At 68.8% G+C, this 19,505-nt stretch carries 21 protein-coding genes; 14 read left to right on the top strand and 7 right to left on the bottom strand.

Annotated features, from left to right (window positions below; translation table 11 throughout):
* Nucleotides 1-31: 31 nt before the first annotated feature.
* A complete protein-coding gene (locus FVE25_RS46630) occupies nt 32-1,111 on the bottom strand; it encodes an inositol-3-phosphate synthase (RefSeq protein ID WP_157253958.1) in 1,080 nt (359 codons plus the stop codon).
* Nucleotides 1,112-1,124: 13 nt separating this feature from the next.
* Nucleotides 1,125-1,694 (bottom strand): PadR family transcriptional regulator, encoded by a 570-nt coding sequence (locus tag FVE25_RS46625; RefSeq protein WP_157253957.1) that lies wholly within the window; start codon nt 1,692-1,694, stop codon nt 1,125-1,127.
* A 134-nt stretch (nt 1,695-1,828) separates the two neighbouring features.
* Between FVE25_RS46625 and FVE25_RS46620 the strand changes: the two genes are divergently transcribed.
* Nucleotides 1,829-2,215 (top strand): DUF5318 family protein, encoded by a 387-nt coding sequence (locus tag FVE25_RS46620; protein ID WP_157253956.1) that lies wholly within the window; start codon nt 1,829-1,831, stop codon nt 2,213-2,215.
* Between the two features lie 168 nt (nt 2,216-2,383).
* Here the strand turns inward: FVE25_RS46620 and FVE25_RS46615 are convergent, their stop codons facing one another.
* Nucleotides 2,384-2,584 carry a hypothetical protein gene (locus tag FVE25_RS46615; protein ID WP_157253955.1) on the bottom strand — a complete coding sequence of 67 codons (201 nt, stop codon included), beginning with the start codon at nt 2,582-2,584 and terminating at the stop codon, nt 2,384-2,386.
* Here FVE25_RS46615 and FVE25_RS46610 point away from each other — a divergent pair.
* Genes FVE25_RS46610 through FVE25_RS46600 form a run of 3 tightly spaced genes read left to right on the top strand, consistent with a single transcriptional unit; the run spans nt 2,567 to nt 7,352 of the window.
* Entirely contained in the window at nt 2,567-4,993 is a 2,427-nt protein-coding gene (locus FVE25_RS46610) for a transglycosylase domain-containing protein (RefSeq protein ID WP_157253954.1), read from the top strand. The two genes, FVE25_RS46615 and FVE25_RS46610, sit on opposite strands and share 18 nt — an antisense overlap.
* A complete protein-coding gene (locus FVE25_RS46605; protein WP_157253953.1) occupies nt 4,993-6,297 on the top strand; it encodes a glycosyltransferase family 87 protein in 1,305 nt (434 codons plus the stop codon). The genes FVE25_RS46610 and FVE25_RS46605 overlap by 1 nt, the downstream gene beginning before the upstream one ends.
* Nucleotides 6,294-7,352 (top strand): mannosyltransferase family protein, encoded by a 1,059-nt coding sequence (locus FVE25_RS46600; protein WP_157253952.1) that lies wholly within the window; start codon nt 6,294-6,296, stop codon nt 7,350-7,352. The genes FVE25_RS46605 and FVE25_RS46600 overlap by 4 nt, the downstream gene beginning before the upstream one ends.
* Before the next feature lie 59 nt (nt 7,353-7,411).
* Here FVE25_RS46600 and FVE25_RS46595 read toward each other — a convergent pair whose 3' ends face one another.
* The gene (locus FVE25_RS46595) at nt 7,412-8,158 is read right to left on the bottom strand and encodes a deoxyribonuclease IV (RefSeq protein WP_181019935.1); all 747 of its coding nucleotides are present in this window, start codon (nt 8,156-8,158) and stop codon (nt 7,412-7,414) included.
* 154 nt (nt 8,159-8,312) lie between these two features.
* Here FVE25_RS46595 and FVE25_RS46590 point away from each other — a divergent pair, with 154 nt between their 5' ends.
* Nucleotides 8,313-8,492, top strand: a complete 180-nt coding sequence (locus tag FVE25_RS46590; RefSeq protein ID WP_157253951.1) for a hypothetical protein — start codon at nt 8,313-8,315, stop codon at nt 8,490-8,492.
* Here FVE25_RS46590 and FVE25_RS46585 read toward each other — a convergent pair.
* Nucleotides 8,489-8,794 (bottom strand): hypothetical protein, encoded by a 306-nt coding sequence (locus FVE25_RS46585; RefSeq protein ID WP_157253950.1) that lies wholly within the window; start codon nt 8,792-8,794, stop codon nt 8,489-8,491. The two genes, FVE25_RS46590 and FVE25_RS46585, sit on opposite strands and share 4 nt — an antisense overlap.
* A gap of 188 nt (nt 8,795-8,982) precedes the next feature.
* On the opposite strand from FVE25_RS46585, the gene rpsF reads away from it, so the two are divergent.
* The 7 genes from rpsF to FVE25_RS46550 all read left to right on the top strand — a co-directional run bounded on the left by rpsF (nt 8,983) and on the right by FVE25_RS46550 (nt 13,464).
* Nucleotides 8,983-9,273 (top strand): 30S ribosomal protein S6, encoded by a 291-nt coding sequence (gene rpsF, locus FVE25_RS46580; protein WP_157253949.1) that lies wholly within the window; start codon nt 8,983-8,985, stop codon nt 9,271-9,273.
* Between the two features lie 81 nt (nt 9,274-9,354).
* On the top strand, nt 9,355-9,921 hold the full coding sequence (locus FVE25_RS46575; protein ID WP_157253948.1) for a single-stranded DNA-binding protein: 567 nt from the start codon (nt 9,355-9,357) through the stop codon (nt 9,919-9,921).
* A gap of 63 nt (nt 9,922-9,984) precedes the next feature.
* Nucleotides 9,985-10,221: a 30S ribosomal protein S18 gene (gene rpsR, locus FVE25_RS46570; RefSeq protein ID WP_020543048.1), complete on the top strand. Its 237-nt coding sequence runs from the start codon at nt 9,985-9,987 to the stop codon at nt 10,219-10,221.
* A 16-nt stretch (nt 10,222-10,237) separates the two neighbouring features.
* Complete coding sequence (gene rplI, locus FVE25_RS46565) at nt 10,238-10,684, top strand: 50S ribosomal protein L9 (protein ID WP_157253947.1); 447 nt, start codon at nt 10,238-10,240, stop codon at nt 10,682-10,684.
* A gap of 364 nt (nt 10,685-11,048) precedes the next feature.
* The gene (locus tag FVE25_RS46560; protein WP_246268547.1) at nt 11,049-11,891 is read left to right on the top strand and encodes an ABC transporter substrate-binding protein; all 843 of its coding nucleotides are present in this window, start codon (nt 11,049-11,051) and stop codon (nt 11,889-11,891) included.
* Nucleotides 11,888-12,730: an amino acid ABC transporter permease gene (locus FVE25_RS46555; protein ID WP_157253945.1), complete on the top strand. Its 843-nt coding sequence runs from the start codon at nt 11,888-11,890 to the stop codon at nt 12,728-12,730. Before FVE25_RS46560 ends, FVE25_RS46555 begins: the two co-directional genes overlap by 4 nt.
* Nucleotides 12,727-13,464 carry an amino acid ABC transporter ATP-binding protein gene (locus FVE25_RS46550; RefSeq protein WP_157253944.1) on the top strand — a complete coding sequence of 246 codons (738 nt, stop codon included), beginning with the start codon at nt 12,727-12,729 and terminating at the stop codon, nt 13,462-13,464. Before FVE25_RS46555 ends, FVE25_RS46550 begins: the two co-directional genes overlap by 4 nt.
* Here the strand turns inward: FVE25_RS46550 and FVE25_RS46545 are convergent.
* Both FVE25_RS46545 and FVE25_RS46540 read right to left on the bottom strand, forming a co-directional pair.
* Nucleotides 13,461-14,954, bottom strand: a complete 1,494-nt coding sequence (locus tag FVE25_RS46545) for an amino acid permease (RefSeq protein WP_246268545.1) — start codon at nt 14,952-14,954, stop codon at nt 13,461-13,463. The two genes, FVE25_RS46550 and FVE25_RS46545, sit on opposite strands and share 4 nt — an antisense overlap.
* Before the next feature lie 38 nt (nt 14,955-14,992).
* Nucleotides 14,993-16,294 carry an MATE family efflux transporter gene (locus tag FVE25_RS46540; RefSeq protein WP_157253943.1) on the bottom strand — a complete coding sequence of 434 codons (1,302 nt, stop codon included), beginning with the start codon at nt 16,292-16,294 and terminating at the stop codon, nt 14,993-14,995.
* Nucleotides 16,295-16,574: 280 nt separating this feature from the next.
* Between FVE25_RS46540 and dnaB the strand changes: the two genes are divergently transcribed.
* Together dnaB and FVE25_RS46530 are read left to right on the top strand one after the other, a co-directional pair.
* Nucleotides 16,575-18,521 (top strand): replicative DNA helicase, encoded by a 1,947-nt coding sequence (gene dnaB / locus FVE25_RS46535; RefSeq protein ID WP_219825961.1) that lies wholly within the window; start codon nt 16,575-16,577, stop codon nt 18,519-18,521.
* Nucleotides 18,521-19,489, top strand: a complete 969-nt coding sequence (locus FVE25_RS46530; protein ID WP_157253942.1) for a small ribosomal subunit Rsm22 family protein — start codon at nt 18,521-18,523, stop codon at nt 19,487-19,489. Before dnaB ends, FVE25_RS46530 begins: the two co-directional genes overlap by 1 nt.
* Nucleotides 19,490-19,505 lie beyond the last annotated feature (16 nt).

The raw sequence follows: 19,505 nt of genomic DNA, 5'->3' as shown, positions 1-19,505 counted from the left end.
ACGGCGCCCGGCCACACGGCTGGGCCGTACGTCAGCGGGACACTTCTCCGCGGATGAACTTCTCCACGTACTCGCGGGCCTCGTCGTCGCTGTGCTGGACCGGCGGGGACTTCATGAAGTACGAGGAGGCGCTGAGGATCGGGCCGGCGATGCCCCGGTCAAGGGCGATCTTGGCGGCGCGGACGGCGTCGATGATGATGCCGGCCGAGTTGGGCGAGTCCCAGACCTCGAGCTTGTACTCCAGGTTCAGCGGGGTGTCGCCGAACGAGCGCCCCTCCAGGCGCACGTAGGCCCACTTGCGGTCGTCCAGCCACGGCACGTGGTCGGACGGGCCGATGTGCACGTCGGCCTTGCCCATCTCGTGCGGGATCTGCGAGGTGACCGACTGCGTCTTGGAGATCTTCTTGGACTGGAGGCGCTTGCGCTCCAGCATGTTCATGAAGTCCATGTTGCCGCCGAAGTTGAGCTGGTACGTGCGCAGCAGCTCGACCCCGCGGTCCTCGAAGAGCTTGGCCATGACGCGGTGGGTGATGGTGGCGCCGACCTGCGACTTGATGTCGTCGCCGATGATCGGCACGCCCGCCTCCTCGAACTTCTCCGCCCACTCGGGGTCGGAGGCGATGAACACCGGCAGGGCGTTGACGAAGGCCACCTTGGCGTCGATGGCGCACTGGGCGTAGAACCGGTCGGCCTCCTCCGAGCCCACCGGCAGGTAGGAGACGAGGACGTCGACCTGGTTCTCCTTGAGGACCTTCACCACGTCGGCCGGAGCCTCGTCGGACTCCTCGATGATCTCGCGGTAGAACTCGCCGAGACCGTCGAAGGTGTGGCCCCGCTGGACGATCACGCCCGTGGGCGGCACGTCGGCAATCTTGATCGTGTTGTTCTCGCTGGCCACGATCGCCTCGGACAGGTCGCGGCCGACCTTCTTGGCGTCGACGTCGAAGGCGGCCACGAACTCGATGTCGCCGACGTGGTAGTCGCCGAACCTGACGTGCATGAGGCCAGGGACCCGGGTGTCCGGGTCGGCGTCCTTGTAGTAGTGCACGCCCTGGATCAGTGATGCCGCGCAGTTGCCGACACCGACAACGGCTACGCGAACCGAACCCATCGCACTCGCTCCCTTACTCATCAGTGTTATTGGTGGCGGGCTCTTCCGAGGCCCGTCTCTCTGTCGCGATCAGCTCATTCAGCCAGCGCACTTCGCGTTCGACCGACTCCAGGCCGTGACGCTGGAGCTCCAGGGTGTAGGCGTCGAGCCGTTCCCTGGTGCGGGCCAGTGCGGTGCGCACGGCGTCGAGCCGTTCCTCCAACCGGCTGCGGCGGCCTTCGAGGATGCGCAGGCGCACCTCGGCCTCGGTGTGCCGGAAGAAGGCGAAGTGGATGCCGAAACTCTCGTCCTCCCACGCGGACGGCCCGGCCTGGGTCAGCAGCACCTGGAGCCGTTCCTTGCCTTCGGCGGTGAGCTTGTAGACGATCTTCGATCGGCCGCTCACCCGAGTGGGTTGCTCCTCCACGATTAGTCCCTGCTCCAGGAGTGATCTCAGGCAGGGGTAGAGCGAACCGTAGGAGAACGCACGGAACATGCCGAGCAGCTCGTTGAGCCGTTTACGCAGCTCATAGCCGTGCAGCGGTGTCTCGTGCAGCGACCCGAGCACGGCGAGTTCCAGCACTCTGCCCTGTCCGCTGGCCAATGGAACCGCCCTCCTCTCGCGTCGATGTATCGGCTCGATACATCTCGAGGATACGTCGTCTCGGCATATGGCCGCAATTAATGGATTTGCCAAGGCGTTGGGATGAATCGGTAAAAAGCCGTAGTCTGGCGCCCATGTGGTCACAGCGAAGGGTGGTGGATTACGGCCTCGCCAAGCGGGCGGTGGTCCGCTCGGTGCGCGATGGACGCACCCTGCCCAGTGACGTCTGTGACGCACAGCCGTACCTCCTCCGCGCGGCCCGCCATTTCGGCGAGCCCACCGAGCGCCTCTGCCCGGTGTGCGAGAGGGAGAACGTCACCAACGTGACCTATGTCTACGGAGATTCGCTTGGCCGCCATGCTGGTCAGGCAAAGGCCACTTCAGAACTCGCCGTGATGGCCCATGATTACGACGAGTTCAGGGTGTACGTCGTTGAGGTCTGCCAAAGTTGTTCTTGGAACCACCTGACGGTCACGTACGTCCTCGGCAACGGACCGCCGGACCTCGTCGGCCAACCGTAGACACCGAGGGCGGGGAGGAACCTCACGCCCCACCCGCCGTGCCATTCGACGACGATGCGAGGACGTGTGAGTTACAGCAGCAATGAGGGGACGCCCCGCCAAGGACGGCGCCGTCGCTCAGGCTCACCCCGTTCATCAACGCCGCCGCCACAGGCGCCGCAGAGCGGCTCATGGGGTACGGCACAGCAGCCCCGTCGTCCGGAGGCCGCCTACGAGCAGACCGGCGCGATGGCCGCCCAGCCCGGCCACGAGGGCGGTCACCCCGGCCAGCGCCAGCCCGGCCCCGCGCAGGGACAGGGCCCGGGGCAGGGACAGGGCCCGGGGCAGGGGATGCCCGCCCAGGCCCACGGCATGCCCGGCTACGACCACCAGCCCGGCACCGGCCCCCAGCGCGGCGAGCGCCGCCGGCAGCACGACCAGGACACCATCGCCAGCCAGATCCCGCCGCGCCGCGGCCGGGGGGGCCGGGGCGGCCCGCCCGAGGGCCCTCCGCCCGGCGAACGCGAACGCGGGCGCGGGCGCGGTGACGGCGAGGGCCGCGGATGGCGCCGGTTCATCCCGAGCTGGAAGATCGTCGTGGCCGGCTGCGTGGTCGTGGCCGCCGGCATCTTCGGCATGATCATGGTCGGCTACTCCCTCACGCCCGTCCCCACCTCGGCGCAGGCGAAGGACGCCGTGGACGACATGGGGAGCACCCTCTACTACGAGAACGGCAAGGAGGTCCTCGCCAAGCTCGGCGTCAAGCGGATCCCGGTCCAGACCATCGGGGAGATCCCGGCACACGTCCAGGACGCGGTGATCGCCGCCGAGAACAGCAGCTTCCGCGACGACTCCGGCATCTCCTTCTCCGGCATGGTCCGCTCGCTGTGGTTCACCGCCACCGGCCAGCAGATCCAGGGCGCCTCCACGATCACGCAGCAGATGGCGCGCAACTACTACGACGGCCTGTCCCAGGAACGCTCGCTCCAGCGCAAGGTCAAGGAGATCTTCGTCGCGGTCAAGCTGAACCAGTCGCTGACCAAGGACCAGATCCTCCTGCAGTACCTCAACACCATCTACTTCGGCCGTGGCGCGAACGGCATCGGGGCGGCGGCCCAGTACTTCTTCGACAAGAAGGTCAGCAAGCTCACCCCCGAAGAGGGCGCCTACCTGGCCGGCCGCATCCAGAACCCGTCCTCTTTCGACACCTCCGAGAAGTCGGGCGACAACGGCCCCACCGAGTACCGGTACAAGTACGTGCTGGAGCAGATGGGCAAGCTCGACCCGGCGAAGTATTCGGGCCTCCTGGCCAAGAGCCCCACGTCGCCCAAGCGCAAGGCCGACAAGCAGAAGGACTACTACAAGGGCGTCCAGGGCTACATGATCCGGACGGTCATCGACGAGCTGAGGCCGCTGGGGATCGACGAGGACGACCTCAAGACCGGCGGCTACAAGATCCGCACCACCTTCGACAAGAAGCTCATGGAGGCCGCGAAGCGCGCGGTGAACCAGCACACGCGCAACGCCCCCAAGGAGGTCATGGCCACGCTGGCCGCGGTCGACCCGCGCACCGGCCGGATCAGGGCGTTCTACGGCGGCGACGACTACGCCACCGACGCCTGGAACGACGCGTTCATGTCGGTCAAGCAGGCCGCCTCCGCCTTCAAGCCCTACGTGCTGGCCGCCTGGCTGGAGCAGGGCTACAGCCTGCGCAGCTACCTGCCGGCCAAGGGCCCCATCGAGCTGCCGGGCACCAGCCCGATCAACAACGACCACCCCTCGGGCGCCACGTCCGTGGACGTCGTCAAGGCCACCGCGAGCTCGGTCAACACCGCCTTCGCCAAGATGGGGGAGAAGGTCGGCCTCCAGAGCGTCGTGGAAATCGCCTCCCGCGCCGGCATCGACAAGGAGCGGCTGGAAGAGACGAAGGACAGGCAGAGCTACCTGCTCACCATCGGCTCCAGCGGCGTGACCGCGGTCGAGCAGGCAGGCGGCTACTCGATCTTCGCCAACCAAGGCAAGCACATCAAGAACCACGTGATCATCAAGGCGACCGACCGCAACGGCCAAGTCGTCGTCGACGACAAGAACTACGCGGCGGTCACGGTGATCTCCCCCGAGGCCGCGGCCGACGCCACCGTCGCCCTCCAGGCCGTCGTCAAGAGCGGCACCGGCCGGAACGCCGCCCTCTACGACCGCCCGGTCGCCGGCAAGACCGGCACCAACAACGACAACAAGGACGTCTGGTTCGTCGGGTTCACCCCGCAGATCTCCACCGCGGTCGGCATGTACAAGCAGGAGTGCAGGACCGCCAAGGGCAAGCTCGTCGCGCCGGTGAACGACAACTGCCCGTGGTACCGCGGCAAGGACCCGGCCAAGGAGAAGAAGTACACGCCGCAGAAGGCATACAGCAGCGCCTTCGAAGTCCCCCTGCCCAGCGGCTACCAGGGCGCCACCTACCCGGCGGCCATCTGGAAGACGTTCATGACCGAGGCCACCAAGGGCGACGAGGTCATGCAGTTCCCGCCGCGGGCCGACGGCGGCGTGCCGGAGAACCTGGCGCCCAAGCCCACCCCGACGCCCACCCCGACGCCGACCGCCGACCCGGAGAACCCGTTCGAGGAAGAGGACCCGAACGTCGGCTGCCCGCTCCTCGACCCGGCCTGCCAGGACGACGGCGACGTCAGCGTGGACGAGGAGACCGGTGACGGCAGCGGCATCCCCGAGGGAGACGGTGACAGCATGATGGGCCGCGGCGCCGCGGTACCCAACCCCATGCCGAGCCGGCGCGAGGATTGATGAAGCCTCCGGTCTACATCAGGGCGGTGCCGTACCTGCCCCTGGGGCTTTTCGCGGCCCTGGGGGCGACGCTGGCCTACGTGGTCAGGCTGCCGTGCCGTACCGGAGGCTGGAACGATCAGGTCTCCACCTACACCGGCTTCTGCTACACCGACATCTATCCCCTCTGGTTCGATCGGCAGCTCTCGACGCAGAATCCGTACTTCGCGCAGGTGCCGTTCGACAAGCAGGTCGAGTACCCGGTCGTGCTGGGCGAGGTCATGCAGGCCATCGCCTGGCTGGCCAGGACCGCCGGGGACGTGGTCGCGCAGGGCGTGCTCTTCTACGACATCACGGTCGTCCTGCTCTCCGTCTGCCTGGTCGTCGGCGTGCTGCTGATGGCTGCCGTCGCCGGGCCGACGCGCCGCTGGGACGCCCTGTGGTACGCGCTGGCGCCGTCGGTGATCCTGGCCGCCTACATCAACTGGGACCTGGTGGCCGGGGCGCTGTCGATGGCCATGCTGCTGGCCTGGGCGCGCAAGCGGCAGATCCTCGCCGGCGTGCTGCTCGGGCTGGCGATCGCCACCAAGTTCTATCCGCTGATGTTCGTGGGCGCGTTGTTCCTGCTCACGTTGCGCAGCGCGCGATGGCGGCCCTTCCTCGTCACGATGGGCGCGGCGGCCGCGGCCTGGCTGGCGGTCAACGTGCCGTTCATGATCTTCGCGTGGGACGGCTGGCGCCGCTTCTACGTCTTCTCCCAGGAACGCGGCGTCGACTGGGGCTCGCCGTGGCTGTTCTTCCAGAACAAGGGCTGGCCCCTGCTCGGCACCGCCGACGTGAGCCTGCTCGGCTTCGGCTCGCTGGCGCTGCTGTGCCTCGGCATCGCGCTCCTCACGCTGATGGCGCCGCGGCGGCCCCGGCTGGCGCAGATCTGCTTCCTGGCCCTGGCCGCGTTCATGATGACGAACAAGGTGTGGTCGCCGCAGTTCGTGCTCTGGCTGATCCCCTTCGCCGTGCTGGCCAGGCCCAACTGGAAGCCGCTGGCCCTGTGGCAGGTCGCCGAGGTCTGGTACTTCTTCGCCATCTGGCTCTACCTGGTCGCCCAGCCGCCCCTGGACCGGGCCGACCTGGGCATCGGCGACGACACCTACTTCACCGCCGTCTGGGGCCGCGTGATCACGATCGGCATCATGATGGCCTTCGTCGTGCGTGACATCCTCCGTCCCGACAAGGACGTGGTACGGCAGGGCGACATCGACGACCAGATCGGTGGCGTGTTCGACCAGGCGCCCGACCGGTTCACCTTGGTGCCCGCCTCTCGATGATCACTCGCTCGGCGGATCGGGACGCGCTGCTGCTGTGGTTCGGCACGCGCTTCGGACTGCTGGTGGCGACGCTGCTCGGCGTCTCCCTGCACGACTACCTCGGCAAGTGGCGGGCCTGGGACGCCGGGTTGTTCGTCGTCATCGCCGAGTACGGCTACGACGGCGTCCCCGGGCGGGATCCGGACGCCGGGCTGCCCGCGTTCTTCCCCGGGATGCCGCTGGCGCTGCGGCTGGTGCACCTGGTGGTGCCCGACTGGTCGCTGGCCGGGCTGCTGATCTCGCTGGCGGCCGGGGCGGTGGCGACGATCTTCCTGGCCCGGCTGGCCGTCTTCGAGGGCGGCGCCGGGTGGGTGGCGGTGCTGGCGCTGCTGTTGTTCCCGACCGCCGTCTTCCTGACCGCCGGCTACAGCGAGTCGCTCTTCCTGGCCTTCGCCGTACCGGCGTGGCTGGCGGCCCGGCAGCGCCGCTGGCCGCTGGCCGCGGTGCTGGCCGCGGGCGCCTCGTGTGTGCGGATCACCGGGTTGTTCCTGGCGGTGGCCTTGTGCGTGGAGTTCGTCTCCTCCCGGCCCGCGCTCCGGCAGGCGCCTTGGCTGGCCGTACCGTTTCTTCCCCTCGTGGGCTATTCCTTCTACCACTACACGCGCTCCGGGGACTGGTTCGCCTGGAAGAACGCCCAGGAGGCCGGCTGGGGGCGCGAGATGGTGTGGCCCTGGGAGTCGTTCGCCAAGACGTGGGAGGCGGCCATGGGGGGCGACGAGTTCGCCGTCGCCTTCCGGATGGAGATAGCCGGGGTCGTCGTCGCGGTGCTGGGGCTGGTGTGGCTGGCCTTTCTGCGGCGGTGGAGTTCGCTGGTCTACTGCGGGCTGCAGGCCGGGGCGTTGATGACCTCGGCCTACTACCTGTCGATTCCGCGGTCGCTGGTGTTGTGGTTTCCGCTGTGGGTGGCCTTCGCGCAGTTGCGGCACCGGTGGATCTTCGTGGTGTACGCGCTGGTGTCGGGGCCGTTGATGGTGCTGAACACCGTCCGGTTCCTGACCGGCGCCTGGGCCGGGTGAAGGCGCTTACCCACTCCTGCGGTCCGGTAATCCAGGGAAGTTATCCACAGGCTGTGTATTCACAGGTTCTTGCGGAGGAAGGCGATGTCCGCGGCCTGGCCGTCCGGCGGGGTCTCCACCACGATCGGGGCGTCCGCGGCGCGGCAGACCGCGAGGATCAGCTCCGGGTCGATCTTGCCTTCGCCGAGGTTGGCGTGCCGGTCGGCGCCGGAGTCGAAGTCGTCGCGCGAGTCGTTGCAGTGGACCAGGTCGATCCGGCCGGTGATCGCCTTCACCCGCTCGACCAGGTCGATCAGCTCCTCGCCGCCGGCGTGGGCGTGGCAGGTGTCCAGGCAGAAGCCCACGTCGAACCCGTCGAGCGCGTCCCACAGCCGGGCGATGCGCTCCAGCTTGCGCGCCATCGCGTTGCCGCCGCCCGCGGTGTTCTCGATCAGGACCGGGATGCGCGTCTCCTCCAGGCGCTCGAACACCTTGCGCCAGTTGTCGAAGCCGACCTGGGGATCGTCCTTGGCGTTGACGTGGCCGCCGTGCACGATCAGACCCTTCGCGCCCAGGTCGGCGGCGGCCGTCAGGTGCTGGGTGAGCAGCTTGCGGCTGGGGATGCGGATCTTGTTGTTGGTGGTCGCCACATTGATCAGGTAGGGGGCGTGGATGTAGACGTCCACCCCCTCGACGGGCTTGCCGGGCAGCACCGGGCCCTTGTAGCCCTGGGGGTCGCCGAGGAAGAACTGCACCACCTCGGCGCCCACTTCGGCCGCGTGGGCGGCGGGGTCGTCCTGGTCGACGTGAGCTCCGATAAGCACCATGGCGTCGAGATTAGCCGGAGCGGCGAACCCTGGGGCGGAGAGCGGCAGCTTGCGTAACCAGCGGAGCCCCGTGGTGAGTGCGACCATTAGACACAGTTTGGAGTGACACTCTTCGGGCAGGCGCAGGGAGCCCCATCTTCCATGAGGAGCTTCCGTGTACCGCAGAACGGTTTCCCTGATATTTCTGATCTACGTGTTAGTCGGCATCTACGTCGCCTGGATCCACGAATACATCACCCCGGGCCTGCTGAGGGACCTGGCCGAGGCATTGCTCGCGATCTTCCTGTGGTTCCTGATCCTGCTCGGCGTCGATCTGCGCCTGGGCGGTTCCTAGGGCAGGAACCCGCCGCGCGCGATGCCCAGCGCCACGCCCACGAACGCGGCCACGATGCCGATGATGTTGAGCACCCGCTCGCCCGTCGTCACCGAGACGTACTGCGAGTACAGGCCCATGCCGAAGCCGAGCGCCCCGGCCCACGACGCGACGGCGTGCCCGCCGGTGAAGAAGGTCGCCACGAACGCCACGAGGCCGACCGCCAGGGTCGCGACGGCCAGCGCGTTCTCCCGGGGATGCGCTCGCCCGTCGCTGTTGAGGGCGAGCATCGAGCGTTCCGTGCTGTCGGACGGTTCCAGCATGTGTGGCATGGTCACCACCCCCTTGTCCCAAGGGGCATTCCCATCCACGAGCGGCTGGTAACCTGGGCACGCTGCGTTGTAGACGACCTGGGGCCGCATGGGGTGCGGCCGGCCATGGTCAACGTCAGCGTCCTCCTGTCACGGCAGATCGTCGTGACCGCAAGAGTCCAGAGGAGGTTGGAGTCCGCATGCGTCGTTACGAAGTAATGGTCATCCTGGACCCTTCGCTCGATGAGCGCACTGTGGCGCCGTCCCTCGACCAGTTCCTCACCGTCGTCCGCAACGACGGCGGCACTGTGGAGAAGGTCGACGTCTGGGGCCGTCGCCGCCTCGCCTACGACATCGACAAGAAGTCGGAAGGCATCTACGCCGTCATCGACCTGTCCGCGGAGCCCGCGACGGTCAAGGAGCTCGACCGGCAGATGAACCTCAACGAGGGCATCATGCGCACCAAGGTCATCCGCCCCGACGTGCACTAAGCAGCTTGTTGCCCGGCTTTTGTCGGGCGGCAGCCGTACTCTGAGCCGTAACCCAAGAGTTTTCAGGAAGGCTCCAAAGCCATGGCAGCAGGCGACACCGTCATCACCATCGTCGGCAACCTCGTCGACGACCCGGAGCTGCGCTTCACCCCTACGGGTCAAGCCGTGGCTCGCTTCCGAGTCGCATCCACTCCGCGGTTCATGGATCGACAGACCAATGAATGGAAAGACGGCGAAAGCCTCTTCCTGACCTGCAACGTGTGGCGTCAGGCGGCCGAGAACGCCGCCGAGTCGCTGCAGCGTGGCATGCGGGTCATCGTTCAGGGGCGGCTCAAGCAGCGGTCTTACGAGACCAAGGAAGGCGAGAAGCGCACCGTTTACGAGGTCGAGGTCGACGAGGTCGGCCCGTCCCTGCGCAACGCCACCGCCAAGGTCAACCGCACCTCCCGTCAGGGTGGCGGCGGTGGCGGCTTCGGCGGCGGACCCGCTGACGACCCGTGGGCCTCCGCGTCCCCGGCCCCGCCCCAGGGCGGCGGCTTCGGTGGCGGCGGTGGCGGCGGCGGTTACGGCGGCGGCGGCCAGCAGGGCGGTTCCGGCTCCGGCGGCTTCGGCGGCGGCAACGACTTCAGCGACGAACCGCCTTTCTAACCACCCGTTCACAAGCCCGAGTCCATTCCCGCATCACAGCGGGGCTCTGAAAGGAGCACCACGATGGCCAAGCCGGCACTGCGCAAGCCCAAGAAGAAGGTTTGCCTGTTCTGCCACGACAAGATCTCCTACGTCGACTACAAGGACACGGCGCTGCTGCGGAAGTTCATCTCCGACCGCGGCAAGATCCGTGCGCGCCGGGTGACGGGCAACTGCACCCAGCACCAGCGCGACGTGGCGACCGCGATCAAGAACGCGCGTGAGGTGGCTCTGCTGCCTTACACGAGCACCGCGCGCTAAGGGAGGTTTCGTCGATATGAAGCTCATCCTCACCAACGAGGTCTCCGGCCTCGGCGCCCCCGGCGACGTCGTCGAGGTCAAGGACGGCTACGGCCGCAACTACCTCATCCCGCGCGGTTTCGCCATCCGGTGGACCCGCGGCGGCGAGAAGCAGATCGAGTCCATCAAGAAGGCTCGTGACGCTCGCGAGATCCGCGACCTCGGCACCGCCAAGGAGGTCGCCGGCCAGCTCGGCGCCCTCAAGGTCAAGCTGGCCACCCGCGCAGGCGACTCCGGCCGCCTGTTCGGCTCGGTCACCACGGGCGACATCGCCGACGCCGTCAAGGCCGCCGGCGGCCCGATCCTGGACCGCCGCCGCATCGAGATCGTCAACCCGATCAAGAGCGTCGGCAGCCACAAGGTCAGCGTCAAGCTCCACCCCGAGGTCTCGGCCTCGGTGGACGTGGAGGTCGTCGCCGGCTGACGGTTCACGTTCGACAAAGGCCCCCGCCCGGTACCGCGCGGGGGCCTTTGTCGTGTCCCACTCGTCTCTTCACTTCATTACGGCAGGCCCGCCTACCTCCACCCGCCGTCGTGGGTGAGCGCCGATCGTGGGGGTCGCTTCTCACGTCGGACGTGGTCCCCGCCGCAACGGTCCACCTTGACCACCCGCCGTGGCCCACGCCGCCCGCCGTACCCGCCCGTCGCCGATCAAATCGGCCGATCACCCCCGTAGGGCGTTACGAGGTGTAATACCTGGTCGTGGCTTATTTCCTAGCTGACAGCAGTAGAATGTGGGACGTTCTTCCCCGGTGCTTCTGGAGGCTCACGCCATGGTCCGTCCCTCGATGCTGCTTGCGTTCGGCGCGCTCGTCACGGCGGTGGCCGCCTGCGCGCCGGCGGACAACACCACGGGCGCGGCCCCGACGACCTCCACGGCCTGCACGAAGGACCAGCTCAAGCTGGCCACCCCGGGCAAGCTGACGATCGCCACCGACAAGCCCGCCTACGAGCCGTGGTTCAAGGACGACGATCCGGCCAACGGCCAGGGGTTCGAGAGCGCCGTGGCGTTCGCGGTCGCCGGTGAGCTGGGCTTCGACCGGGACGAGATCCAGTGGAGCACGGTCAAGTTCGACGCGGCGTTCGCCCCCGGGCCGAAGACGTTCGACTTCGACGTCAACCAGGTCTCCATCACGCCGGACCGGGCGAAGGCGGTGGACTTCTCCCCGGGCTACTACACGGTCAAGCAGGCGATCGTCGCGATCGACGGCAGCAAGGCGGCCGCGGCGAAGAGCCTGGCCGAGCTGAAGGATGTCAAGATCGGCGTCCAGGTCGGCACGACGTCGCTGGACGCGGTCAAGGACGTCATCAAGCCGGCCGCCGACCCCAACGTCTACAACGAGCAGATCGACGCCGTCACCGCGCTGAAGAACAAGCAGGTCGACGCCCTGGTGGTGGACCTGCCGACCGCGTTCTTCGTCACCGCCGCCCAGATCGAGAAGTCCAAGATCGTGGGCCAGTTCAGCGCGACGGGCGCGACGCCGGAGGAGTTCGGGCTGGTCATGCAGAAGGGCAGCCCGCTGAAGGGCTGCGTGGACAAGGCCATGGAGGCGCTGAAGTCCAAGGGTGAGCTGGCCAAGATCGAGCAGCAGTGGCTCGGCTCGGCCGCGGGTGCGCCGGACCTGAAGTGACCACCGCCTGGGTCAAGAGCGACCGGCAGCTTCAGCGGGAGCGGGTGCGCAGGTCGCGGGCGCGGCGCTCGGTGTCGGTGGCGACGGCCTCCACGATTATCTGCCTGCTGATCGTCGCGGGCGTGGTCGTCAACGCGCCGGGCTGGCCGCGGGTTCAGGAGAGGTTCTTCAGCGCCGAGCATTTCGCCAGGGCGCTGCCGGACGTGCTCGAGGGCTTCCTGCTCAACGTGAAGATGTTCCTGATCGCCGAGCCGCTGATCCTGGTGATCGGGCTGCTGGTGGCGGTGGTGCGAGGGCTGAAGGCGCCGGTCTTCTTCCCGCTGCGCGCCCTGGCGATCTTCTACGTGGACTTCTTCCGCGGGATTCCCACGCTGATGCTGATCTACATGGTCGGGTTCGGGCTGCCCGCGCTCAACCTTCAGGGCGTGCCGACGGATCCGGCGACGCTCGGCATCATCGCCCTGACCCTGTCGTACGGCGCCTATGTGGCGGAGGTGTTCCGGGCGGGCATCGAGTCGATCCACCCGAGCCAGGTGGCCTCGGCCAGGTCGCTGGGGCTCAGCCATGCCAAGACGATGCGGTTCGTGGTGATTCCGCAGGCCACGCGCCGGGTCGTTCCGCCGCTGCTCAACGACTTCATCTCGCTGCAGAAGGACACCGCGCTGGTGGCCACCATCGGCGCGGTGGAGGCGCTGCGGTCGGCGCAGATCCACGCGGCCAAGACGTTCAACTACACCGCCTACCTGGTGGCGGCGCTGTTGTTCATCCTGCTGACGATCCCGCTGGCCAGGTTCACCGACCACCTGGCCGCCAGAGCCCAGAGGCGGCGTGGCGCATGAGCGTGCTGAGCATCGACGGGGTGTGGAAGAACTTCGACGGGCACCACGTGCTGCGCGGCGTCGATCTCGAGGTGCACTCCCACGAGGTCGTCTGCCTGATCGGCGCCTCCGGCTCGGGCAAGTCCACGTTGCTGCGCTGCGTCAACCTGCTGGAGACGGTCGACGACGGCGTGATCACGCTGGAGGGCCGGGAGATCACCGACCCGCGCGTGGACGTGGACGACGTCCGCAAGCGGATCGGGACGGTCTTCCAGGCGTACAACCTGTTCCCGCACATGAGCGTGCTGGACAACATCACGCTGGCGCCCCGCCAGGTGCACGGCGCGCCCAGGGAGCAGGCCGAGCAGCAGGCGCACGACCTGCTGGCCAGGTTCGGCCTGGCGGACAGGGCCCGCGCCTACCCCGACCAGCTCTCCGGCGGCCAGCAGCAGCGCGTGGCCATCATCCGGGCGCTGGCCACGCAGCCGCGGCTGATGCTGCTGGACGAGGTGACCTCGGCGCTGGATCCGGTCCTGGTGCGCGAGGTGCTGGGGGTCATCAGGGAGCTCAAGGAAACGGGCATGACGATGATCCTGACGACGCACGAGATGGGCTTCTGCCGGGACATCGCCGACACGGTCTGCTTCCTGGACGACGGTGTGCTGCTGGAGAAGGGGCCGCCGGAGAAGATCTTCACCGATCCGGAGCACCGCCGGACGCGGGAGTTCCTGCACACCGTGCTGGAGTCGTACTAACGCCGGTGCCGTCCCCGGCCCTTGACCTGGGCCGCCAGGACGCTGTGCCGCTTGCCGTACAGGAGATAGGCCAGCAGCCCGACGGCCATCCACAGGGCGAACCAGCCCCAGGTGAGCGCCCTGAGGTTGACCATGAGCCAGACGGTCGCCACGATCGACAACCCGGGCAGCCAGGGTGACAGGGGGACGGTGAACCCGCGTTCGAGGTCCGGCAGCCGGCGGCGCATCATGATCACGCCGATCGCGACGAACAGGTAGGCGAACAGGGCGCCCAGCACCACGAGTTCCTGCAAGGTGAAGACGGGGACGAACTGGGCCATCAGCATCGCGATCCCGCCGATCACCCACGTCACCCTGGAGGGCGTGTGGAAGCGGCGGCTGATCGTGGCCAGCCCGCGGGGCAGCAGTCCGTCGCGGGCCATCGCGAACATCACGCGCGTCTGGCCGACGAGCAGCACCAGGATCACCGTGGTCAGCCCGAGCACGGCGCCGATGTCGATGACGTGCACCATCCAGTCGACGCCGGCCGTTCGGAACGCTCCCGCCAGCGGCGCGTCGGTGGAGATGCGGGTGTACGGGACCATGCCGATCATCACGATCGCCACGCCCAGATAGATCACCGTGGCGATCACCAGGCTTCTGATGACGCCTTTCGGCACCGCGCGGCGGGCGTTGACGGTCTCCTCGGCGGCGGTCGTGACCAGGTCGAAGCCGATGTAGGCGAAGCTGATCGCCGAGGCGGCGGCGAACACCCCGAACCACCCGAACGTCTGGCTCTGCCCGAGGATCACCTCGAGCACGGTGTCCGGCGGGGTGGGGGAGGGCCGGGCCTCGACGAAGAAGTTGCCGAAGTTGGCCGCCTTGATGTGGAACGCGCCCACGACCAGCACCGCCAGGATGGCCAGCAGCTTGGCCCCCACGATCACCCACAGGGCCCGGAGCCCGATGTGCGCGCCGAGCGAGACGATCGCGGTCAGCAGCACCAGGATGAACAGCGCGAAGCCATCGGAGAAGACGTCAGGGTACGGCAGGCGGATGCCGAAGTCGGTGAGGAACTGCGCGGCGTAGATGGCCCACACCCGGGCCACGACCGCCGCCGCGAGCTGGAGTTCCAGGAGGAGTGCCCAGCCGATGACCCACGCCCAGACCTCGCCGAAGATGACGTAGGCGAAGGTGTAGGCGGTGCCCGAGGTCGGCATCGTGGACGACAGCTCGGCGTAGCAGAGGGCCGAGAGCAGGCAGGCGATGCCCGCGATCATGAAGGAGAGCAGGACGCCCGGCCCGGCGGTGGTCGCCGCCTGGGTGCCCGCGATGCTGAAGATGCCCGCTCCGATGGTCACGCCCAGCCCGAGCACCACGAGGTCCGCGGGCCCATAGAGTTGCGCGAGGCGGTGCCGGGCACCCGTGCGCAACCCGGTGGCCTCTGATGGCGGTAATCGGCGCATCATCGTGGACAAGAGCGACCAACCCTGCTCGGTGAACTCGCTCACAGTGCCTCACCGATCACGCCACAACAAGCACGGGACGGTTACGCCCCGGTCACCAGCCATGCAGTGCCGAGAGCCCGCCGGACCAGCGTGATCAGACGTGCAATCATCCACAGACCAAGCGCGCACCAAAGCGCAACGACGTTCCATCCGGTGGCAAGAAGGGCGGCGGGAAGGTAGGCCAGCGTCGTCCACACGCCGGCCCATGCGAGGTACTTCTGGTCGCCCGCGCCGATGAGCACGCCGTCGAGGACGAACACCACGCCGCAGATCGGCTGGAAGAGCGCGACCGGCCAGAGCACCGCCAGCAGCTCCGCGGTGACCTGCGGATCGGCCGCGAACAACCCCGGGATGTACGGCCTGGCCAGCAGCACCAGCGCCGCCAGCGCGACACCGGACCAGACGCCCCACAGCACCATGCGGCGGGTGGCGGACCGGGTGGCGGCGACGTCGCCGGCGCCCAGCGCCCGCCCGGTGATGGCCTGCCCGGCGATGGCGATCGCGTCCAGGGCGAAGGCGAGCAGCGACCACACCTGGGTGGAGATCGCGAACGCGGCCAGCTCGGCCTGGCCCATCCGCGTGGCCACCACGGTAGCCACGACCAGCACGACACGCAGGCAGACGGTCCGCACGAGCAGCGCGAACCCGGCGGTTCCCGCCTGCTTGAGCCCGGCGGGGTCGGGCAGCAGGGAGACGCCGCGCCGGCGGGCCCCCTTGACGACCACGGCGAGGTAGACGAGGGCGCCGGCCGTCTGGGCGGCCACGGTTCCCCAGGCCGAGCCCGCGATGCCCCAGTCGAGGCCGAGGACGAACCAGGCGTTGAGCGCGGCGTTGAGGGCAAACGAGCCGATCGCCACCACCAGCGGGGTGAGCGTGTCCTGCAGCCCGCGCAGCACGCCCGTGCCGGCCAGGACGACGAGCATGCCCGGCACGCCGAGCAGGCTGATGCGCAGGTAGACGACGGCCTGCGCGGCCTGTTCCGGGGCGGCGCCGAACAGGTCCACGACCCAGGGCGCGAGCGGCCAGCCGGCGGCGATGACGGCCAGGCCGATGCCGATGGCCAGCCAGAGGCCGTCCACGCCGTTGCGCATGGCGCGGGTGTGCTCGCCGGCGCCGGTGAGCCGGGCGACCGCGGCGGTGGTGCCGTAGGCGAGGAAGACGCAGAGGTTCACCACGGTCGTCAGAACGGTGCCGGCGACGCCCAGCGCCCCGACCGCGGTGGTGCCCAGACCGTGCCCGACGATGGCGTAGTCGGCGAGCAGGAAGAGCGGCTCGGCCACGAGCGCCCCGAAGGCGGGGACGGCTAGCCGGAGAATCTCCCGATCCTCCGATGTAATGGGCATTTGTCCATTATGAGCCTTACGTGCGGCGACAGGCCAACTTTCTTTCCTCCACAGTCGGTGGACACTGTTTCCGCAGCTCAACAGGCACTCTGGGGATACGCCGGAGAGTTATCCACAAGACTGTCCACAGTGCTCCCACACCCTGAGCCGAGTCGTACACAGCTTGACCACAGGCTTGTCCACAGGCCGCGTTGCCGTACTCCAGGGAACGGGGGAAACTGTCAGACCGGTCGGCTACAAGTGGGGGTGGTGCGACCGCCTGCTAGTTCGAGGGGGCGCGGTGACCATAGACGACGAGGGGCCCGGCGGCGGTCCGAGCTTCGACCGCACCCCGCCCCACAACATCGAGGCGGAGCAGTCCGTCCTGGGCGGCATGCTGCTGTCGAAGGACGCGATCGCCGACGTCGTCGAGATCCTGCGCGCCGACGACTACTACCGCCCCGCCCACCAGATCATCTACGAGGTCATCACCGACCTCTACGGCAGAGGCGAACCGGCCGACGCCGTCACCGTCTTCGACGAGCTCCAAAAGCGCGGCGAGATGGCCAGGGTGGGCGGCGCCGCCTACCTCCACACGCTGACCGCCGTCGTCCCGACCGCCGCCAACGCCGGCTACTACGCCAAGATCGTGCGTGAGCAGGCCATCCTGCGCCGCCTCATCGAGGCCGGCACCCGCATCGTCTCCTTCGGCTACGGCGGCCAGAACGAAGAGGTCGACGACCTCGTCGACCGCGCCCAGGCCGAGATCTACAAGGTCACCGAGCGCCGCACCAGCGAGGACTACGCCCCGCTGGCCGAGATCATGCCCGGCGCCCTGGACGAGCTCGAGGCCATCGGCAGCCGCAGCGGCCACATGGTCGGCGTCCCGACCGGCTTCCAGGACCTCGACACGCTCACCAACGGCCTGCACCCCGGCCAGATGATCGTCGTGGCCGCCCGCCCCGCCATGGGCAAGGCCCTCGCCCTCGACACCCCGCTGCCGACCCCCACCGGCTGGACCACGATGGGCGAGGTGCGCGCGGGCGACGACCTCATCGGCGCCGACGGCAGGCCCACGCGCGTCGTCGCCGCCACCGAGGTCATGCACGGCAGGCCGTGCTACGAGGTCGAGTTCAGCGACGGCAGCGTGCTGGTGGCCGACGCCCGGCACCAGTGGCGCACCACGACCGGCGTCCACACCACCGAGGAGATCGCCCGCACGCTGCCGCACACGGTCGAGGCGGCGGCCCCACTCGACCTGCCGGCGGGGCCTGGCTCGGTGCTGACCTCCCGCCTGCGCGCCCCCGCCGCCGAGCGACGCGCCCTCCTGGCCGAGCTCCTCGACGAGGACGGCCGCCTCCGGCAGGCCACGACGGACACCCTCGAACTCCTCCACAGCCTCGGCTACGTGACCACGACGCGCGACGGCGAGATCGGCTTCACCCGCGCCCCCCGCGACATCGTGGCCGTGCGCCCCGTCGCCTCGGTCCCGGTCAGGTGCGTCGAAGTGGACAACGCCGACCACATGTACCTGGCCGGCCGTACGTGGATCCCCACCCACAACAGCACGCTCGGCCTCGACTTCGCCAGATCCGCGGCGATCAAGCACGGCATGACCACCGTCATCTTCTCCCTGGAAATGTCGCGCAACGAGATCACCATGCGCCTGTTGTCGGCCGAGGCCCGGGTGGCCCTGTCCGCGATGCGCTCGGGCATGATGAGCGACGAGGACTGGACCCGCCTGGCCCGCCGCATGAGCGAGGTGGCCGAGGCGCCGCTGTTCATCGACGACTCGCCCAACATGTCGATGATGGAGATCCGGGCCAAGTGCCGCCGCCTGAAGCAACGCCACGACCTGCGCTTCGTCATCATCGACTACCTCCAGCTGATGAGCTCGCCGAAGAAGACCGAAAGCCGCCAGAACGAGGTCTCGGAGATCTCCCGAGGCATCAAGCTGCTGGCCAAGGAGCTCGAGGTCCCCGTCATCGCCATGTCCCAGCTCAACCGCGGCCCCGAACAACGCACCGACAAACGCCCCCAGGTCAGCGACCTGCGCGAATCGGGCTCCATCGAGCAGGACGCCGACATGGTCATCCTGCTGCACCGTGAGGACGCCTACGAGAAGGAGTCGCCGCGTGCCGGTGAGGCCGACCTGATCGTGGGCAAGCACCGTAACGGTCCCACCGCCACCGTCACCGTGGCCTTCCAGGGCCACTACAGCCGCTTCGTCGACATGGCCCAGCACTGATGTACACCCTGCCCGCCGAACTCAGGCACGCCCTGGCCGAGGAGCTCGAGTCCCATCGGGAGCAGGATCTGGCCGCCTCGGCCGCCGAGCTCACGGCCCGCTACCACCGTCCCTTCGACCGCCCGGCGCTGCGCTCGAAGACGGACGTGGCCGCCTACGCCGCCGTGCGGATGCCCGCCACGTTCGCCGCCGTCCGGTTCGCGCTGGCCGAGGCGGCGTCGGCGGTCCCGGACTTCGCGCCCGAGTCCCAGCTCGACGTGGGCGGCGGCACCGGGGCGGCCGTCTGGGCGGCGGCCGACTGCTGGCCGTCGCTGCGGGAGATCGCCGTCCTGGAACGCGACAGGTCCGCGGCGCAACTCGGCCGTTCGCTGGCCGCCAAGGCCGAGCACCCCGCGGTACGGCGGGCCGAATGGCGGCAGGCCGAGGTGGGCTCCGGCCCGGCCGGGGCGGCGGCCGACCTGGTGACTCTGTCGTACGTGCTGGGGGAGCTTCCGGAGGCGGTGCGCGAGCCGCTGGTGCGGCGGCTGGCCGAGCAGGCGGGCATGCTGGTCATCGTCGAGCCCGGTTCGCCGGATGGCTACGAGCGGGTGCTGGCCGCCCGTGATCTGCTGATCGGGATGGGCCTGCGGGTCGCCGCCCCCTGCCCGCACGAGGAGCGCTGCCCGCTGGCGGAGGGCGACTGGTGCCACTTCGCCGCCCGGCTGCCGCGTGACAGTCTGCACCGCAGGCTGAAGGCCGGGTCACTGGGGTTCGAGGATGAGAAGTTCTCCTATGTCGCGGCGACGAGGGCCGGGGTGACGCCGCCGGGGGCGCGGGTGCTGCGGCATCCGGCCAAGCGCAAGGGGCTGGTGACGCTGGCCCTGTGCGCCGGCGGCGTCCGGGAGGAGCGCAACGTCTCCAAGCGTGACGGTGAGCTCTACCGGGCCGCCCGCGACGTGGAGTGGGGCGAGGCGTGGCCGCCGATGTGACCCAGTAGACAGTGAG

Origin of the sequence: Nonomuraea typhae (assembly GCF_009760925.1) — a bacterium.
GTDB classification, from domain to species: Bacteria; Actinomycetota; Actinomycetes; order Streptosporangiales; family Streptosporangiaceae; genus Nonomuraea; species Nonomuraea typhae.
This window is presented reverse-complemented; position numbering and strand designations above follow the sequence as displayed.

Coding starts and splice junctions, on each gene's coding strand:
- FVE25_RS46630 (WP_157253958.1), bottom strand. CDS start 1,111: ATGGGTTCGGTTCGCGTAGCCGTTGTCGGTGTCGGCAACTGCGCGGCA.
- FVE25_RS46620 (WP_157253956.1), top strand. CDS start 1,829: ATGTGGTCACAGCGAAGGGTGGTGGATTACGGCCTCGCCAAGCGGGCG.
- FVE25_RS46610 (WP_157253954.1), top strand. CDS start 2,567: ATGCCCGGCTACGACCACCAGCCCGGCACCGGCCCCCAGCGCGGCGAG.
- FVE25_RS46605 (WP_157253953.1), top strand. CDS start 4,993: ATGAAGCCTCCGGTCTACATCAGGGCGGTGCCGTACCTGCCCCTGGGG.
- FVE25_RS46600 (WP_157253952.1), top strand. CDS start 6,294: ATGATCACTCGCTCGGCGGATCGGGACGCGCTGCTGCTGTGGTTCGGC.
- FVE25_RS46595 (WP_181019935.1), bottom strand. CDS start 8,158: ATGGTGCTTATCGGAGCTCACGTCGACCAGGACGACCCCGCCGCCCAC.
- FVE25_RS46585 (WP_157253950.1), bottom strand. CDS start 8,794: ATGCTGGAACCGTCCGACAGCACGGAACGCTCGATGCTCGCCCTCAAC.
- rpsF (WP_157253949.1), top strand. CDS start 8,983: ATGCGTCGTTACGAAGTAATGGTCATCCTGGACCCTTCGCTCGATGAG.
- FVE25_RS46575 (WP_157253948.1), top strand. CDS start 9,355: ATGGCAGCAGGCGACACCGTCATCACCATCGTCGGCAACCTCGTCGAC.
- rpsR (WP_020543048.1), top strand. CDS start 9,985: ATGGCCAAGCCGGCACTGCGCAAGCCCAAGAAGAAGGTTTGCCTGTTC.
- rplI (WP_157253947.1), top strand. CDS start 10,238: ATGAAGCTCATCCTCACCAACGAGGTCTCCGGCCTCGGCGCCCCCGGC.
- FVE25_RS46560 (WP_246268547.1), top strand. CDS start 11,049: ATGCTGCTTGCGTTCGGCGCGCTCGTCACGGCGGTGGCCGCCTGCGCG.
- FVE25_RS46550 (WP_157253944.1), top strand. CDS start 12,727: ATGAGCGTGCTGAGCATCGACGGGGTGTGGAAGAACTTCGACGGGCAC.
- FVE25_RS46540 (WP_157253943.1), bottom strand. CDS start 16,294: ATGCCCATTACATCGGAGGATCGGGAGATTCTCCGGCTAGCCGTCCCC.
- FVE25_RS46530 (WP_157253942.1), top strand. CDS start 18,521: ATGTACACCCTGCCCGCCGAACTCAGGCACGCCCTGGCCGAGGAGCTC.